This is a genomic window from Acinetobacter sp. UBA3106 (assembly GCA_002365595.1).
In the GTDB taxonomy this organism is placed as follows: domain Bacteria; phylum Pseudomonadota; class Gammaproteobacteria; order Pseudomonadales; family Moraxellaceae; genus Acinetobacter.
On the sequence record DFAM01000016.1, the window covers coordinates 467 to 19497 of the forward strand.

Genomic DNA, 19031 nt, shown 5'->3' on the forward strand with positions numbered 1-19031 from the left:
TTTCTATTTTGGGCTTACATGGGGATTTCGTATAACAGCCATTATGTTAAATTAGAATGTTTAAGGAGGGGAAAGAATGACCGATAGCTTTATTCATCATTTAATATCTTTAATAGGAAAGTCCAATACAAATAAAGAGTTGCTTGATTTTTTTATAAAAAACTCTTTTATAGAAAGTACAAATGATATTAATTTACCTATTTATGATGAAGATGGGGAGCTATTAGATGAATATGATTTTTACATTAATAAGTATAGTGATGGTTTAAGTTTTATATTTACAGATGAGTCATTTTTTTTAAATCAATCTGATAAACCTATCATAGGAGATCAACTTTATCTAACAACTATCTTTTTTTATAACGATGAGGTCGAAGGTTTTGCACAATATACCAATGAATTACCATATAAAATAAAGCTTTCTATGAATAAAAGCGAATTAGAAAAGCTATTAGGAAAACCACTATTTACAAAAAATGATGATGATGGTGTCGTTAGAAGCCAAAAATGGAAAATAACAGGAAGTCGATTTGAATTGTATACATCATATAAACATAATGGTGATATTAGATATATTTCACTAAGTTTACCTTATTGAGTTTTGTCGCATTAAGGAATTAAGTTTATCTAAAATTAACATAATACACGTTATACAAAATTCTCTTTTTTATTTTATAAAAATCATTTATTTAACCAATATTATAAAGCCCAACTCATGCTAATTGGGCTTTATAATGTAAAGAATCATGTTTTACGCTCAATATTCAATCATTGTTTCACATTTTTATTTAGCATGACTTAAATCAAAACTTTTGTGCCAACCACACCGTATGCCCAGCACAGTCGGGATCTTCCGCAATCATTTTCACAACTTTAAAACCATGATTTTTTAATAATTGCTGATATTCATCTGGTGACAAACTGGCGTGGTAAAGTACGTCGCCAAAAATCTCCCCAATCGACTCACCATGTTCAGGTCCACTGGTAAACATCAACATGGTTCCCTGCTCTGCAAACTGAAAAAACTGTTTAAACATCAGCCGCTGATCATCGGGAGTCAAATGAAAAAAACTGTCCCACGCTAAAATACCCTGAAATTTCTGACCAAAATCGATAGTTCGCATATCGGCTTCTAGCCAGACCTGTTCAGGAAAATGGTGCTTTGCCATTTCAATCATGACATCTGAACTATCCACCCCGACTACAGAATGCCCCTGTTCAAGTAAATATGCCGCTACCGGTTTACCCGAGCCACAGCCTAAATCCAGTATTTGAGCATGTTCAGGAATAAGCGAAAGAAAATGATTGAGCCATGCTTTTTCATAGAGGAACTGGCCGCGCAATTCCGTCCATGCATATGCATGTTTTTTATAAATTTTAATAATATTTTTCGCAAACTCAGATTGATCTTTCATGAGCGGTTTTTTCTAAATACTAATCACAATAGTATAGGCTTATTTATAGCTGGATTTGAAGATTTGAAGATTTGAAGATTTGAAGATTTGAAGATTTGAAGATTTGAAGATTTGAAGAAAGTATTATTTTTATAAAATTTAAAGCAAAAAAAAGAAGATAAAGCCTTATGCCTGATCTTCTTTTTGACCGTAAAACCATGTCGCTGCGATATATAAAGAGAAGCCAACAACTGAAACTACTGAAGTAATCATAAACTTATTACACTCTAGATTTGATGTGCTCATTATGTAAAAGTTTTATGACAGTTATATGACAAATGCGAAAGATCAGAAATATTAAATATGTAATTAAAAATCAAAAATTTATAATATATTTATTTTAAAATGAATCCTTTTTATGAGAAATATTTCATGAAATATGACATTAAAATGCTCATATTTCTAGCAAATGCGACAGTGAAACTGTCCTATAACCTAGCCTATTAAACTTTCGGCCAAAGATTAAGCAAAACGCCCACAAAACTTGCTTTTTATCTTATAATTTAGCCCGCTAGCTAACAGCCCGCTCAAGAGATATTTGATATGACAACTATTATCAAGCAAGATGACTTGATCACATCGGTAAAAGATGCGCTTCAGTTTATTTCTTACTATCATCCACAGGACTTCATCCAAGCGATGAGCCGTGCCTATGATCGTGAAGAAAATAAAGCTGCTAAAGACGCGATCGCACAAATCTTAATTAACTCTCGTATGTGTGCAGAAGGCCATCGCCCGATCTGTCAAGATACGGGTATTGTGAACGTATTTCTTGAAGTGGGCTTAGACGTTAAATTTGATTTAACCATGAGCTTAGACGATGCAATTAACGAAGGCGTTCGTCAAGGTTATCTTGAAAATTCAAACATTTTACGTGCATCTGTTTTAGCAGATCCTGCTTTTGGCCGTAAAAACACCAAAGACAACACCCCTGCTGTAATTCACTACAAACTCGTACCAGGTAACAAAGTCGATATTACTGTTGCTGCCAAGGGTGGTGGTTCAGAAAATAAATCTAAACTGGCAATGTTGAACCCGTCTGATTCAATCGTAGATTGGGTACTGAAAACTGTTCCAACGATGGGTGCAGGCTGGTGTCCTCCTGGTATGCTCGGTATCGGTATTGGTGGTACTGCTGAAAAAGCCATGATGCTGGCTAAAGAAGCATTGATGGAAGAAATCAACATGGACGAATTGCTTCGTCGTGGTCCACAAAGCAAAATGGAAGAACTCCGTATCGAGATCTTCGAAAAAGTAAATGCTTTGGGTATTGGTGCACAAGGTCTTGGCGGTTTAACCACTGTTCTTGATATCAAAATCAAAGATTACCCATGTCATGCTGCGGGTAAACCAGTCGGTATGATTCCAAACTGTGCGGCAACCCGTCATGCACACTTCCAGTTAGACGGTACAGGTGTTGCTCACATTCAAGCACCTAAACTTGATGACTATCCTGCTGTAACTTGGGATTCTTCAACGTCTAAACGTGTGGACCTGGACAACATCACTCAAGAAGAAATGAACTCTTGGAAACCAGGTGATACTTTATTGCTTAACGGTACTATCTATACCGGTCGTGACGCTGCGCACAAACGTATGGTAGACATGTTAAACAAAGGTGAAGAACTTCCGGTAGACCTTAAAGGCAAGTTCATTTACTACGTTGGCCCTGTAGATCCAGTGGGTGATGAAGTTGTGGGTCCTGCTGGTCCGACCACTGCAACACGTATGGACAAATTTACTCGCCAAGTACTTGAAGCAACTGGCTTGTACGGCATGATCGGTAAAGCGGATCGTGGTCCTGCTGCTGTTGAAGCGATTAAAGACAACAAAGCAACTTATTTGATGGCTGTGGGCGGCGCTGCTTACCTGGTATCTAAAGCTGTTCGTGAAGCTGAAGTTGTGGCATTTGCTGACTTGGGTATGGAAGCAATCTACAAGTTTAAAGTTGAAGATATGCCTGTATCTGTAGCTGTTGATGTGAATGGTACGTCTATTCACGCAACTGCTCCAAAAATCTGGCAAGCGAAAATTGGTAAAATTCCAGTAGTAGATGCTGCTGCGGTTTAATTTGCCAAGTTAAAAAAGCACCCTGATGGGTGCTTTTTTATGTTCTGAATGAATATTTCTTATATCAGAACATATTGAGTTGTAATTTCAACTTAAAATTTCTTTAAATCTTTTTACCAAGTCAGCGGATTCCAAAGTTTAAATGGCGTGGTCAACTGAACATCTTCTGCAGGATCATATTTTGCAGGTTTCAGTTTTTGCGCTTTCTTACGTACCTTACCGCTATTTTGATCTAAAGCAACAAAGTTATAACTTTCCGACTTCAGCTGGGTATAGGCAATTTCATTTAAGGCAGTTTTTTCCGGCACAAACATTAAAGGTCCAGATACCTCACGACGGGTACTTAAATTTTCTTCATCGTATTTGATAAAATAAGACTGTCCTGCCTGCACGGTAAAATCCAGATATTTAGGCTTTTGAAAATGTTGCACACCCAAAGGACGGCTGGTTGATATGCGATATGTCCCGACCGGTAATTCAACCCAGTAATAATGATTGTTTAATAAGCTTGGAATACGCTCACTATTGATAAACAAACTGGATGCTACAATTTCCTGGCGGTTCCACTTACTGTCAGGACGGTATAAATAGACAATCGCCGCCTGGTCACTTTGTGCCTGAACCGGTTTAAAGCGCTGACCTAATTTTTGGTTGACCCAAGCACCAATGGTAAACATGCCAAAACGGTACTGTTCCAACAAACTTGGTTCATGTTCAGTATTTACAGGTTTTAAAGTTGAAGTGACTTCGGCATGTTGCATCGCAGATTTGCCATGACATCCCAATAAAATAAAGCTTGCACAGACTGCAATACAGACTCCACGCATGATTTTCCCTCACCGCGTATTTTTTATTTTTGTACTCAATTAAAAGTTCATTCTTCGCTCTATTAATCGCGACATTGATTTGAGTTAGTTGATCTTTTTTAGGCGTCCACGCCTAATCATTGAGATTAACATTGCGCTTTATTTTTGGAAATAAAAAACGTGCGAAAACACCAGTTTTCCGCACGTTTCTGACGAATAGCGAATTAAGCAGATTTAGAGTTTATAACTTTTAAATCAACTTTAGAGGCATCTTCAGTTTCTAATTTAGGTTGACGTTCTGCTTTTAACACGGGTTTTCCTTCACCAGAAATCACTGCATCATTCACAATCACTGTCCCGATATCGGTACGGCTAGGTAAATCATACATGGTTTCAAGTAACGAATTTTCCAGAATTGAACGCAGACCACGAGCGCCCGTATTACGTTCCAAGGCTTTTTTCGCCACGGCACGTAATGCTGAATCTTCAAATACCAGATCCACATTTTCCATATCAAATAAATATTGATATTGACGGGTTAAAGCATTCTTCGGTTCAGTCAGAATCTGCATCAAAGCTTCTTCATCCAGCTCATCCAAAGTTGCAATCACCGGCAAACGACCAATAAATTCTGGAATTAAACCAAATTTCACCAAGTCAGTTGCTTCAACTTGACGGAACAAATCAGACAATTTACGCGTTTCGTCTTTGTTCTTCACTTCTGCCGTGAAACCGATCCCGCCTTTCTCCTGACGCTGTTGTACGATTTTCTCTAGACCAGAGAAGGCACCGCCACAGATAAACAGGATATTTGAGGTATCAATTTGAATGAACTCTTGTTGCGGATGTTTACGACCACCTTGTGGTGGAATGGAAGCAACCGTACCTTCGATCATTTTCAGTAAAGCTTGTTGAACACCTTCACCCGATACATCACGGGTAATTGACGGATTTTCAGACTTGCGGGTAATCTTGTCGATCTCGTCGATATAGATAATCCCTTTTTGCGCTTTTTCTACATCATAATCCGCTTTTTGAAGAAGCTTCTGTACGATGTTTTCCACATCTTCACCCACATAACCGGCTTCGGTCAGTGTGGTTGCGTCTGCCATAGCAAATGGAACATCGAGCAAACGCGCTAAAGTCTGTGCAAGTAAGGTTTTACCCGAACCTGTTGGCCCAACCAAAAGTATATTACTTTTCGCAAGCTCAACAGCGTGATCAGGTTTATGCCCTGAATGAGTCACTTTTAGACGCTTGTAATGGTTATATACCGCAACTGAAAGGGTCTTCTTGGCAACATCCTGACCAATCACATATTGATCAAGTGCAGCACGAATTTCGTGTGGCTTTGGCAAAGGCTTACTTGCCCAATCACCAGATTCAACTTGTTGACTGGTTTGGACTAAATCTAAGCATACGTCCACACACTCATTACAGATGTAAGCGTCCTCACCTGCAATCAGTTTCCCGACTTCAGACTGCGTTTTACCGCAAAATGAACAATGCTTTTGTCCTTGAGGATGGTCGGACATATTCACTCCAATATAAAAATCTGAAAATTATGGACGTTTACTTAACACTTCATCCACGAGACCGTATTCTTTAGCAGCCTGTGCTGTCATAAAGTTGTCACGGTCAGTATCTCTGGCAACAGTTTCATAGTCTTGACCACTATGCTCTGCCATTAAACGGTTTAAACGTTCTTTAATGAATAGAATTTCACGTGCGTGAATTTCAATATCCGATGCCTGACCACGGAAACCACCGAGTGGCTGGTGAATCATCACACGGGCATTTTCCAAGCAATAACGTTTGCCCTTAGCACCTGCATTCAGCAGGAATGCACCCATAGAGGCTGCCTGTCCCATACAATAAGTCACGACATCCGGTTTAATAAACTGCATGGTGTCATAAATCGCCATACCTGCAGTCACTGAACCCCCTGGTGAATTAATATAGAGGTGTATATCTTTATCTGGGTTCTCTGCTTCTAAAAACAACATTTGCGCAACAATTAAATTTGCCATGTTGTCTTCAACTTCACCGGTTAAAAAGATGACGCGTTCACGCAAAAGACGTGAGAAAATATCGAAAGAGCGCTCACCACGAGAAGACTGTTCTACTACCACTGGCACTAAAGCGTTATCAATTGTTGGAACATACATACGTTATTTATTCCTAAATTTTTGTTACTCGACTCATAATCACAATATGAGGGATAATTGCCGAAAATGCAAAAGATTCCCAATTAAATAACAGATATTTTTTATATAAGCTTTGTGAATTCAGGACAGGTTCAAGATAAGCCTGTAAATAAAAAAAGGCGCATGATGCGCCCTTTTTTAGCTCAGCTAAACTTAGCCTTGTTGACGAGCTTGTTGCTCTTTCAATAAGTCTTCATAGCTTACTTTTGTGTCAGTCACTTTAGCAGATGCCAAGATGTGATCAACAACCTGATCTTCTAAAACAACAGCTTCGATTTGAGCACGTTGCTGTTTGTCATTTTTGAAGTATTCAATCACTTCAGTTGGATCTTCGTAAGAAGAAGCCATGTCTTCGATGTAAGCTTCAACACGCGCAGGATCTACTTCAATTTTAGCATCAGCTAAAACTTTGCTCACCAACACACCAAGTTTTACAGATTTTTCAGCTTGTTCTTTGAACAGGTCATCTGGAAGCATGCTGCTGTCAAATGCTTGCGCACCTTGAGCACCAAACTGTTGAGTGAACTGTTGAATCATTTGTTGACGTTGACGGTCAATTTCTTGAGACAACATCGCAGCAGGAACTTCAACTTCGTTTGCAGCTACAAGTGCATCAAAAGTTGCGCCTTTTAGCTGGTTGCGAAGACCGTTTTTCACTTCACGTTCCATGTTTTTACGAACGTCAGCTTTTAATTTTTCAATACCTTCTTCTTCAGTTAAACCAAAGATTTTCAGGAATTCAGCATCAACTTCTGGAAGTTTTTGTTTTTCAACAAGCTTCACAGTGATTTTGAACTGAGCTGCTTTACCAGCAAGGTTTTCAGCTTGGTAGTCTTCAGGGAAAGTAACATCAATCACTTTCTCTTCGCCTTTCTTCATGCCAACGATACCGTCTTCGAAGCCAGGAATCATACGGCCTGAACCTAGAACCAGTTTAAAGTCTTCAGCAGCACCGCCTTCGAACTTCTCGCCATCTACAGTACCTTCAAAGTCGAAAGTCACTTGCATGTCTTTTTTAGCCATGCCTTTAGTTTCAGTCCAAGAAGCACGTTGCTTTTGAAGGTTTTCGATCATTTGATCAACGTCTTTGTCGTTTACTTCAGTTGCTTTGCGTTCAACTTCTAAACCGTCAAATTTCACGTCAACTTCTGGATAAACTTCTACAGTTGCTTCATAAACAAGAGCGTCTTCTTTATTTTCAACTTTTTCAATGTTTGGCATGCCAACAGCATTGATTTTCTCTTGTTGAATCGCTTCAAACACTGTGTCACGAATAACATCGTTTACAACTTCTTGATAAATGCTTGCGCCATATTCACGACGTACGACATTTAAAGGCACTTTACCTGGACGGAAGCCGTTGATCTTCACAGTTTTAGCAGTGCGTTTTAAACGAGCTTCAAATTGTTCGTTCACACGGCTCGTCGGTACAGATACATTTAAACGACGGGCAACGCCCGAAACCGCTTCAGAAGTTACTTGCATGGCTTCCTCGATATAGAAATAGTAATTGCAATTTTTAAAGTGCCACATTATATGACAACATTGAAAGATATACAAAACAGGATGATTTAACCATTAAATTTTAAGCATTCTGCTCAGAAAAGTCTGTCTTGCTTACAACTTTGAACATCTGTGAGGTATAAACATCGCCATTTTATATATTCTTTTACTGCTCAAGCTGATCTTTTGCTGTTGGATCCTGTTATTTCATGCTTTTTATTATTTTCTCTAGTTAGATTTTATTTTTCTTATTTAACTCCAAATTTTATTTCTTGTTATATAGTCATATTTTGCATGACAATCTCGACGTAATCCCAAAGTAATCACAAATAAAGTCCGCTGGCTGATGAAAATTCATAATGCAGTCATTTCTTCCCTTCATTTCATGATTTTGTCTCCCTATTCAATGCACTCTAAAACTCTTTAGTCGAATTCCATGATCCAGCCCCCTCTTCCCATCTTTAGAGTTCAAATTGAATGAAGATCAGGAATATAATTCAAATAGAGATTTATATGATTTGATTCAACAAAGAAATTGAGCACAAAAATGAAATATTTGTGGGTGATTTGCCACACAACTGTTAAAAGAAATTAACATCAATATTCCCAATTAAAAACCCAAAAATAAACAAAATAATAAATATAAAATAAAATCAATAATTTAATTTAATATAGTTATATTATTACATTTAAATAAACGATTAATAATTAAATCTCAATTTCCAATTGCAATCATTATTAATGGTGATGCAAAATAAGAATCATTATTATTCTCATACATTTTTACAATACACCTTTTGAGTTCAAAATGGCCTTTATCAAAACACGCAAAAAAATCGTATCTTCTGCGATTGTGTCTTCACTTTCAGTGATGGCTGGTAATGCAATTGCACAAGATCAAGTTGCTCAACTTGAAACTCTTCACACTCAGGCAGAAGCAGAACAAGGTCTCAAAGTAGATAAATCTGCCAGCTCCAAGTTTGTTGCTCCTTTACTGGATACCCCTAAATCGATTTCTGTAATTTCCAAGCAACTCATTGAAGATACTCAAGTAACAACTTTAAGCGATGCTTTGCGTACTGTGCCTGGTATTACTTTAGGTGCGGGTGAAGGTGGTAACCCGAATGGCGACCGTCCATTTATTCGTGGTTATAGCTCTGAAAGTTCGATGTATGTCGATGGCGTACGTAGTTCGACCTCACAAAACCGTGAAATGTTTGCAGTAGAGCAGGTTGAAGTCACTAAAGGCTCAGCTTCTGCTTTAGGTGGTGCGGGTGCTGCAGGTGGTAGCGTTAACGTGATTTCTAAAGTTGCTAAAAAAGGTGACTTTTTGGAAGGCTCAGTTGGTGCAGGTACAGACAGTTACCAACGTATCACTTTAGATGGCAACAAAGATTTTGGTAATGGTATTGCAGCCCGTGTTGCAGTATTAGGACACCACAATGAAAAAGCTGGTCAGGCAGATGGTGCTGAATATGCCCGTTTTGGTATAGCACCAAGCATTACCTTTGGCCTAGACACTCCTACTCGTGCAACTTTAAGTTATTACTACTTAAAATCTGACGATACCCCAGATTCAGGCGTTCCTTATTGGAATGGTTCGGCTGCGATTGGTAAGCCTTTAAATGCCAAACAAGGTATTTACTATGGCTGGTTAAACCGTGATTTCCAAAAACAGGAAAATCAAATTGGTACATTTAAGTTAGAACATGATTTAACTGACAATTTAACCATCAGTAATACAGCTGTTTATAGTAATTCTAAAAATAATTATGTCTGGACCCAGCCAGATGACTCAAAATTAAATATTGGCAATACACCAAATGCTCAAGTGGTACGTCGTGCAAATGCGCGTATTACTGATACAGAGACATTCAGCGACCAACTGGCATTAACCGGTAAATTTAATACCGGTGCCCTAAAACATAGCTTTAATGTGGGTGCTGAATATTCTAAACAGGAATCTGATAAAGGAAGTTATTTACTTACCGATTTAGGTCAAGCAGCAACTTCAACTCTTCCAGCTAGCCTTAATCCACCTAAAGCATGTAGCACTTTTACCAATGTTACTTCAAACTATTGGTGTACAAGTGCTTACAACCCTAATTCAAAAGACCCTTGGTTAGGAAGTATTGCAGAAAATAAAGCCGTAACCACTACGACAGCTGAGACAACTTCAGTATATTTACTGGATAGCATTGAGTTTAACCCGCAATGGTTATTAGATTTAGGTTTACGCTGGGACAAGTTTGATACTGAACTTAAAACCAATGCGACCGGTGCAAAAATTGAAAGTAATACAGACTTTTTCTCTTACCAAGCAGGTTTAACTTTTAAACCACGTCCAAATGGTAGTATCTATACCAGCTTTGCAACTTCAGCAAACCCGGTAGGTGTAGATGCAGGTGACGGTTCTGAAACTGCATTAACAGCAGTGAATAAAGATATCGATCCGGAAGAAAGCCGTACTTTTGAAATTGGTACCAAGTGGGATCTGTTTAACGAAAAATTAAACTTAACTGCAGCAATTTTCCGTACAGAAAAACAAAATACTCGTATCTCGCTTGATGCAAATACCACAACAAATGGTGGTGCGAGTAAAGTTGATGGCTTGGAACTTGGCTTAAACGGCAACATTACCGACAAGTGGGCTGTTTCTGCTGGCTATACCTACCTAGATAGTGAAGCGACCAAGAATGGCGTAAGCTGTCGCGGTACAACCTGTACAGACCAAACTGTTTATAATGGCAATGTAATGCCAAACGTTGCGAAAAACAGTGCAACGCTTTGGACCACTTACCAAGTCTTACCACAGTTAACGCTTGGTGGGGGTGCAATTGCTATGGACAAAGTTTATGGCGACCTAGCCAATACCAAATATGTTCCAGGTTACGTACGTTACGATGCCATGGCTCGTTATAACGTCAACGAAAATGTTGACCTGCAATTAAACGTCAACAACCTGTCTGACGAACGCTATTTCACCAAAGCGTATGCATCTCACTATGCCACTGAAGCAGAAGGTCGTAGCGCAGTATTGTCGCTAAATTTCAAATACTAAGTTCAATTAAAACCATAAATTAATTATGGCTTTAATCTAAAATAGCCTCATAATCATGAGGCTATTTTTATCGTTAAAAGAATTTATTCTTCCAAAGGTCTCTTGCCGTGATCCATCATATTCCTAACGTCCTGACTAAAGAACAAGTTCAATATTTCCGTGATGAAATGAATAAAATTGAATGGGTCAATGGCAAAGTGACCGCGGGTACGCTTTCGGCCACGGTTAAACAGAATCAGCAACTGCCTGAAGACCTGCCACTGACTCAGCACTTGGGCACGATTATTTTAGAGTCTTTGGGTCAGCATCCCTTGTTTTTATCTGCGGCCATTCCTTTAGACATCATTCCCCCGCTCTTTAACCGTTATGAAAACAATGAATCCTTCGGTTTTCATGTCGACAATTCCATTCGCCGAATCCGTGGAACCCATGAGCGTTTACGCACAGACTTGTCCTGCACGGTTTTTTTAAGCGACCCGGAAGAATATGAAGGTGGCGACCTGGTGGTTGAAGACACCTATGGTTACCATGAAATTAAACTTCCTGCAGGCGATATGATTCTCTACCCTTCAACCAGCTTGCATGAAGTTACACCCGTAAGCTCTGGCTGTCGTATCGCTTCCTTCTTTTGGGTGCAAAGCATGATTCGGGAAGATGCTGAACGCCACATGCTATTTAACCTGGATCAGTCGATTCAGAACCTGCGCATGCAACTGGGTGATCAGCATGATGAAGTGATGAAGCTGACCAATCTTTATCACAATTTAATGCGCAAATGGGCTGAACTCTAATTTTCTAATCTAATAAAATAAAAGGGCTGCTGAAACCTTATATCAGCCAGCCCAATCAACAAATTATAAGCATTTGAATCTTTGATTATTTTATCTTTTAGTCAAATTCAACTGTCATCGTATCGTTTTCCCTTTAAACATGATTGTTTTATCTAATTAACAAGCCCGAGTTAAGTCGTATTTCCATCCATTTTCATCACAATGAATCACTTATTACTATTGTTAATGATAATAATTATCATTAGAATTCGCATCAATTGTTACAGGCCATAACAATAACTCCACTTTTGCTGCTATTTTGCCGACTTTAAAAGTTGTAACGCAGTAATGGAATTCTGTCATATACGAAACCAGGGATTACCTACCATGGCACAGATTAAAAGCCGTAAACACAATCGAAATGCTCAACTGGTTGCATTAGCTGCATCTTTCCCGCTCATGACTCATGCCGCAACAAGCAATGGTGTAACCCAGCTTCCAACCATTACCGTAGAATCTCAAGCAGAAAATAAATATAAAGCCGATTCGGTCAGTTCCCCCAAATATACTCAACCACTGGTTGACACCCCTCAAACCGTTTCAGTGATTAAAAAAGAATTATTAAAAGAACAAGGTGCAACCTCATTGGTCGAAGCCTTAAGAAACACACCGGGAATTACCCTGCAACTGGGTGAAAATGGCAATACCAGTGCCGGTGATGCGTTTCAAATGCGCGGTTTTTCTACTCAAACTTCGACCTATGTCGATGGTATCCGCGATTTGGGTGCAGTCACCCGCGATGTCTTTAACCTGGAACAAATTGAAGTGGTCAAAGGCCCTTCTGGTGCGGAAGCCGGTCGTGGTGCTGCATCAGGTTATATCAACCTGGCCAGCAAACTGCCGCAGACTGAAAATAGCCGTGAAGTTTCTGCTACTTACAATACCGCAGAGCATGCACGTCTGGCTGCTGACATTAATCAGGTGATTAACGATGGCGTGGCAGTTCGCTTAAATGCCATGGGACAGGACGGCGGCATTGAAGGTCGCGATTTTATTGAAAATAACGGCTGGGCCATTGCACCCTCGATTGCCTTTGGTCTGGATAGCGATACGCGCCTGTATCTCTATTCACAGCATATTCGTCAACGCAATATTCCGGATGGCGGCATTCCCACCATTGGCATGAAAGGTTTCTACAATGCCGATTCTGCTTTAGCTTCAGCGCCTAAAGTCGACCGTGAAAATTATTATGGTCATGCCAATGACCATGAAGATGTCGATGCAGATATGTATACGGCGAAAATTGAAAGTGATCTAGCTGAAAACGTCAAACTGACCAACATCACCCGTTTGGGTAAAACCAGTATGAATCGCGTTTTAACTGGGATCAATACCGGTTCAGCGGGCTTAAGGACTAATGGTTCAACTGATCCGAAAGACTGGGAAGTTAACCGTTCACGTCAGGGTGTCGATCAGGAAAACAAGATTCTGGCTAATCAAACGACTCTGAACCTGAATTTAAAAACCGGTGCGGTTGAACATGATGTAGTCGCAGGATTAGAGTTTTTAAAAGAACAACTGCATACAAAAACCATGGCTACGCAAATGCCGGGGCAAGCGACGGTAGCAACCTCTTGGGCCAATCTTTATGATCCAGATCGCAATGAAGCAATGCCTAGCCTGATGTATAACGGTGGCTATACCCATGGTGAAACCGATACAGCTGCCGCCTATTTATTCGATACGCTGAAGTTTGGCGAGCGCTTCCAGCTGAATGGTGGAGTACGGGTCGACTATTATGACACCGAATATGATGCTTTGACTTTGCCATCGGGCAGCAGCAGCTTGGTTCCTGCCAGTTTTGGAGCACATGACACCTTAGTGAGCTGGAAACTGGGCGGTTTGTTTAAACCGACAACCTTTAGCAGTGTGTATGCATCTTATGCCAAATCATTGACGCCTCCGGGAAGTGCCAACTTTAGCCTTGCAGCAGATGGAATTAACAGTGCCGCCGCCAAACCGCAAGAAACCCACCACTATGAAGTGGGAACCAAGTGGAATTTGCTCAATGATCAACTGGCTGTAAACGCTGCTGCATATTACACTGAAAATGAAAACCAGTTTACTCAGGATGCCATTACCCAAGAATCCATTCAGCAAGGTAAAACGAGCGTAAAAGGGGTTGAACTGAGTGCTGTGGGTAAAATTACGGATGCATGGAATGTGTCTGCCGGTGTTGCGCATATGAAAACCGAGCAGGAAGACCAGCTGAGCGTTAATGCAACTACCGGGGCAATTACCCGAACCAACAATGTGCGTTGGTCACCGGAATGGACTGCAAGCCTATGGTCGACCTATGATGTTGCTGGCTTTAAGCTAGGACTAGGTGCGCGCTATGTCGATGAGCAAAAGCGTGTCATTACCGACAGTACTGCAGCGGCGAATATGCCCAACATTCCAGGCTATATAGTGTTTGATGCCATGGCAGGTTACAGCTTCAATCAGAATGCTTCGGTCAACTTGAATGTCTATAACCTGGCAGACAAGGAATACATCAGCACCCTGAACAATGGCGGTGGCCGTGTGATTTTAGGACAACCGCGTTCAGCAGCTTTAACTTTTAACTATAAGTTTTAAGCAATTCGCTAAGTCTGAACAGATTGAGTATAAATATGTAGTGGGTTAGATCTAGTGACTGTTGATACTTCATCGATGAAATAGCAATAGCCCCCTAATGCACTACATTATTTTTTGGATTCAAGCCATTTAAGGGATGCAGATCAAGCTGATGATGTTACATATTCCTGAAATTCTGAGCAAACAGCAGGTTGCTGATTTACGCCAACAATTAGATAGCAGTCAGGCCTGGATTCAAGGTCAGCACAGCGCCGGCTTTCAGGCTCAAAAAATTAAGAATAATCTGCAAATTGATCCCAACAGCATTGCTTATCAAGCCTTTGCAGCCAAAATTCTTCAGGCATTGCAACACAATATCCTGCTTAAATCGGCAGCCTTACCCAAGCATATCCTGCCCCCTTTGTTCAATTGCTATCAGGATCAAGGACATTATGGCAATCATGTCGATAATGCCGTGCAATATTCCAGGAGCATAAATCAGGTTATTCGTACTGACGTTTCCATCACCGTGTTTTTATCTGAACCGAATGAATATGCAGGCGGTGAACTGATTGTTGAAGACAATTATGGCAGTCATGAAGTCAAGCTTGATGCCGGCGATGCCATTCTCTACCCTGCGACAAGTTTACATCGGGTCGAACCGGTGACCCAGGGCAAACGAATGGCGGCCTGTACCTGGATACAAAGCATGGTCAAAGATGACTGGCAACGCAGCATGCTGTTTAACCTCGACATGAACATTATTAAATTACGCCAGCAGATTGGCGATAGCGAAGAAATTCTGGGTTTGACCAGTCACTACCATAATTTATTGCGCCAATGGGGCGATCTATGAAAGCCGTTGCTCCCCTTGCTCCCCTCTCCCAGATTCCGGCTTATTTACAGACCCTTGCCGATTATGAAATTCAGGCAAAAAAACACTTGTCAGATATGGTATGGCAGTACTTGCAAGGCGGCTCCATGGATGAAGTCAGTGTTCACGACAATCTGAATCAATTTCAACAGATTCACTTATTGCCCAGAATGCTCAAAGACCTCACTCAAGGCCATACCCGCTGTAAAATTTTAGGGCAGGAATATCCGCACCCGATTTTTCTGGCCCCGATTGGGCATCAGCAGCAGTTTCACCCTGAAGCTGAAGCAGCAACGGCGCTGGCAGCAGAAGTGCTCGGCAGCAATATGGTACTTAGCACCTTTAGCAATACCGATATGCGTAGCCTAAAACAGGACAATCCGTACAAATGGTTTCAGCTGTACTGGCAAGGCGACCGGGACAAATCGCTGGCTTTGGTGAAGCTGGCAGAACAGCAAAACTTTAAAGCCCTGGTGATTACGGTAGATTCACCGCATAGCGGCATTCGCGATCGCGAACGACGGGTATTTTTCCATTTACCGCAAGGCATGCAGCATCCACATACCCCAGCGCATATTCCCTTACCTAAACTGCATGAAGGTGATCATCCCGTATTTAATGGTTTAATGAAAATTGCACCCACCTGGGAGGATATTGCCTGGATGGTTCAGCACACTTCATTACCGGTCATTTTAAAAGGCATCGTCAATCCGCATGATGCCCTGCTTGCCATTCAGCACGGCGTACAAGGTCTGATTGTATCCAATCATGGCGGTCGTGTTTTAGATACCTGCATTTCCCCACTCACAGCATTGCAACTGATTAAAAAAGTGCTGCCAGAAGATTTCCCCCTGTTATACGATGGCGGGATTCGTCGTGGTTCAGATGTCTTTAAAGCGATTGCCCTGGGTGCTTCGGCAGTTTTCATCGGTCGACCTTATATTTATGGGCTGGCAACTGCGGGGGCATTAGGCGTGGCGCATGTGATTAAAATCCTGAAGGAAGAATTTGAAATTACCATGGCATTAATGGGAACAGCCACGTTAAATGACATCAACAATGATTATATTTTCCACCAAAAATAAGATTACTGAAAAATATTTTCCTAAGTCTTGTTATGGATGCAAAAATAGAAAAATATTTTCGGAATAAGTGGATTAATATTAAGTTATAGATTTACAAGCGCTGCGGTACAACTAACTTATAAGAAAGCATTGGTTTTATTACAACTTTCGACTAATGTCTTCCAGTCTCAGACTTGTAAATTGCTAGAATAGACACAATCTATATCAGTAGCAGGTTGCCGTTATCCACGACCTCAAGCAACCGGTGCTACACAAGGAGTTACCTCATGATGTTGGCTGATCCAAGTAAAAAATATCGTCGCATGTACCAACGTGTAGACTTGCCAGACCGTCAATGGCCAAATAATGAAATTACCAAAGCGCCAATGTGGATGAGCACCGACCTTCGTGACGGTAACCAAGCGATTTTTGAACCGATGGATATGGATCAAAAATTCAAAATGTTCCAGATGTTGGTGAAAATCGGCTTTAAACATATTGAAATCGGTTTCCCTTCTGCATCGCAAATTGACTTTGACTTCACCCGCAAATTAATTGAAGAAAATCATATTCCGGATGACGTTTACATCGAAGTATTGGTTCAGGCGCGTGATCATTTGATCCAACGTACTTTTGAATCTTTAGTCGGTGCAAAACGTGCCATCGTGCATATCTATAACTCTAACTCTCCAACTTTCCGTCAAAAAGTCTTGAACGTCGATGTGGAAGGTGCACGCCAGTTAGCGATTAATGCTGCTCAAAAAGTGAAAGAATACGCAGCGCAATATCCTGAAACTGATTTTATTTTTCAGTACAGCCCGGAATGTTTTTCTGCGACTGAATTAGAAGTGGCAAAAGCGGCCTGTGATGCCGTGACTGAAGTTTGGGAAGCATCACCGACAAACAAAGTGATTTTAAACTTGCCAGCAACTGTAGAAGTGTCGACGCCAAACGTCTATGCCGATCAAGTGGAATGGATGCACCGTAATATTGAACGTCGTGACGGTGTGATTATTTCTGTGCACTGTCACAATGACCGTGGCTGTGGTATTGCAGCTTCTGAATTGGCGATTATGGCCGGTGCTGACCGAGTCGAAGGTTGTGTGTTTGGTAATGGTGAACGTACCGGTAACGTCGACGTTGCAGCAATTGCATTGAACATGTACACCCAGGGTGTTGCACCGAAATTGGACTTCTCTAACATCAACGAAATTATTGCTACTGTTGAAGAATGCACAGGCTTGCCAGTGCACCCTCGTCATCCATATGCAGGCGACTTGGTGTTCACCGCATTCTCAGGTTCGCATCAGGATGCCATCAAAAAAGGTTTTGAATACCAGAAAAACGAAGAAATCTGGGATATGCCTTACTTGCCAATCGATCCTAAAGACTTGGGCCGTGACTATGACGCGGTGATTCGTGTGAACTCACAGTCAGGTAAAGGCGGTATTTCTTACTTGTTAGAATCGAACTACAACGTGGTGTTGCCGCGTCGCTTGCAAATTGAATTCTCGCAAGTGGTTCAGCAAGTCACAGATGAGCAGGCGAAAGAAATTTCCGCTCAAGACATCTGGGCATTGTTCAAAGACACCTATGTTGCCGTGAAAGATGCGCATTATTCTACCAAAAACTATAAGTTGTCCGATGAAAATGGCAATCAGGTGATTGAACTTGATGTTGAAATCAATGGTGAAACTCAACACTTGCGTGGTGAAGGTAACGGTCCGATTTCAGCAATCTTGAATGCATTACAGTTGCCAATTGATGTCTTGACTTATGAAGAGCGTAGCATCAGCTCGGGTGCGCATGCCAAAGCCTTGGCTTTGATTGAGCTTCAAGTGAAAGGTACTGGTAAATCTGCCTTCGGTGCCGGCGTTCATGACAACATCGTGACTGCATCTATTGACGCGATTATTGCCTGTACCAATCGCTTGATTGAGCAAGGCGTATTAAGTACCGATCAGGTCGTTGCTGCCGCCGTATAAACGATATCAAATAAAAAACTTTAGAAAGGATACCCTCAAGTGGTATCCTTTCGTCATTCATTCTAAAGATTTAAGGCGAAAATTTCCTGTGTCTTTTCCAGCTGACTCAGTGGGCCTAGTTACCCCGCAAAAGTTTATTTTCGAAGAGCCGTTAGAGCTCGAATGCGATCGAATTCTTCCACGTTTTGAGCTGATGGTCGAAACTTATGGCGAACTCAATGCCGACAAATCCAATGCCATCCTGATTTGTCATGCACTTTCAGGCCATCACCATGCAGCCGGTTATCATCATGCAGATGACAAAAAACCGGGTTGGTGGGATGCATGCATTGGACCAGGTAAAGCCATTGATACCTCTAAATTCTTTGTGGTCGCCCTGAATAATATTGGCGGTTGCAGCGGTTCTACCGGCCCAATCTCGCCGAACCCGGAAAATGACAATCGTCCTTACGGTCCGGATTTCCCGCTGGTCACTGTACGTGACTGGGTCAAAACCCAAGCCCTACTTTCTGACCGTTTAGGTATTGATGTCTGGTATGCCGTTATTGGCGGCTCTCTGGGCGGCATGCAGGCTTTGCAATGGTCGGTCGATTATCCTGACCGTTTAAAAAAATGCGTCAT

Annotated in this window: 14 protein-coding genes; 9 read left to right on the forward strand and 5 right to left on the reverse strand. The window is 41.1% G+C overall.

Annotated elements, in window-relative coordinates:
• Positions 1-76 precede the first annotated feature (76 nt).
• Positions 77-598: a hypothetical protein gene (locus B4C48_RS07950; RefSeq protein ID WP_291355274.1), complete on the forward strand. Its 522-nt coding sequence runs from the start codon at positions 77-79 to the stop codon at positions 596-598.
• A gap of 205 nt (positions 599-803) precedes the next feature.
• On the opposite strand, the gene B4C48_RS07955 is transcribed toward B4C48_RS07950, so the two are convergent.
• On the reverse strand, positions 804-1415 hold the full coding sequence (locus tag B4C48_RS07955) for a class I SAM-dependent methyltransferase (RefSeq protein ID WP_291355276.1): 612 nt from the start codon (positions 1413-1415) through the stop codon (positions 804-806).
• Positions 1416-1997: 582 nt separating this feature from the next.
• Here B4C48_RS07955 and B4C48_RS07960 point away from each other — a divergent pair.
• Positions 1998-3524, forward strand: a complete 1527-nt coding sequence (locus B4C48_RS07960; protein WP_291355278.1) for a fumarate hydratase — start codon at positions 1998-2000, stop codon at positions 3522-3524.
• 113 nt (positions 3525-3637) lie between these two features.
• On the opposite strand, the gene B4C48_RS07965 is transcribed toward B4C48_RS07960, so the two are convergent.
• From B4C48_RS07965 to tig, 4 genes are all read right to left on the reverse strand, one after another.
• Positions 3638-4351, reverse strand: a complete 714-nt coding sequence (locus tag B4C48_RS07965) for a DUF2846 domain-containing protein (RefSeq protein WP_291355280.1) — start codon at positions 4349-4351, stop codon at positions 3638-3640.
• A gap of 203 nt (positions 4352-4554) precedes the next feature.
• On the reverse strand, positions 4555-5865 hold the full coding sequence (gene clpX, locus B4C48_RS07970; protein ID WP_291355283.1) for an ATP-dependent protease ATP-binding subunit ClpX: 1311 nt from the start codon (positions 5863-5865) through the stop codon (positions 4555-4557).
• Between the two features lie 27 nt (positions 5866-5892).
• Positions 5893-6498, reverse strand: a complete 606-nt coding sequence (gene clpP / locus B4C48_RS07975; protein ID WP_086198326.1) for an ATP-dependent Clp endopeptidase proteolytic subunit ClpP — start codon at positions 6496-6498, stop codon at positions 5893-5895.
• 192 nt (positions 6499-6690) lie between these two features.
• Positions 6691-8022: a trigger factor gene (gene tig, locus B4C48_RS07980; RefSeq protein WP_291355286.1), complete on the reverse strand. Its 1332-nt coding sequence runs from the start codon at positions 8020-8022 to the stop codon at positions 6691-6693.
• A gap of 826 nt (positions 8023-8848) precedes the next feature.
• Here tig and B4C48_RS07985 point away from each other — a divergent pair.
• The 7 genes from B4C48_RS07985 to B4C48_RS08015 form a co-directional block, all read left to right on the forward strand.
• Positions 8849-11101 (forward strand): TonB-dependent receptor, encoded by a 2253-nt coding sequence (locus B4C48_RS07985; protein WP_291355288.1) that lies wholly within the window; start codon positions 8849-8851, stop codon positions 11099-11101.
• A gap of 107 nt (positions 11102-11208) precedes the next feature.
• A complete protein-coding gene (locus B4C48_RS07990) occupies positions 11209-11892 on the forward strand; it encodes a Fe2+-dependent dioxygenase (protein ID WP_291355290.1) in 684 nt (227 codons plus the stop codon).
• Positions 11893-12258: 366 nt separating this feature from the next.
• Positions 12259-14508 carry a catecholate siderophore receptor Fiu gene (locus tag B4C48_RS07995; protein WP_291355291.1) on the forward strand — a complete coding sequence of 750 codons (2250 nt, stop codon included), beginning with the start codon at positions 12259-12261 and terminating at the stop codon, positions 14506-14508.
• 151 nt (positions 14509-14659) lie between these two features.
• Positions 14660-15343, forward strand: coding sequence for a Fe2+-dependent dioxygenase (locus B4C48_RS08000; protein WP_291355292.1), 684 nt, complete (start codon positions 14660-14662; stop codon positions 15341-15343).
• A complete protein-coding gene (locus B4C48_RS08005; protein WP_291355295.1) occupies positions 15340-16446 on the forward strand; it encodes an alpha-hydroxy acid oxidase in 1107 nt (368 codons plus the stop codon). Before B4C48_RS08000 ends, B4C48_RS08005 begins: the two co-directional genes overlap by 4 nt.
• A gap of 266 nt (positions 16447-16712) precedes the next feature.
• Positions 16713-18410: a 2-isopropylmalate synthase gene (gene leuA, locus B4C48_RS08010; RefSeq protein ID WP_291355297.1), complete on the forward strand. Its 1698-nt coding sequence runs from the start codon at positions 16713-16715 to the stop codon at positions 18408-18410.
• An 88-nt stretch (positions 18411-18498) separates the two neighbouring features.
• The coding region (locus B4C48_RS08015; protein ID WP_291355300.1) for an alpha/beta fold hydrolase at positions 18499-19031 on the forward strand (533 nt) is incomplete at its 3' end.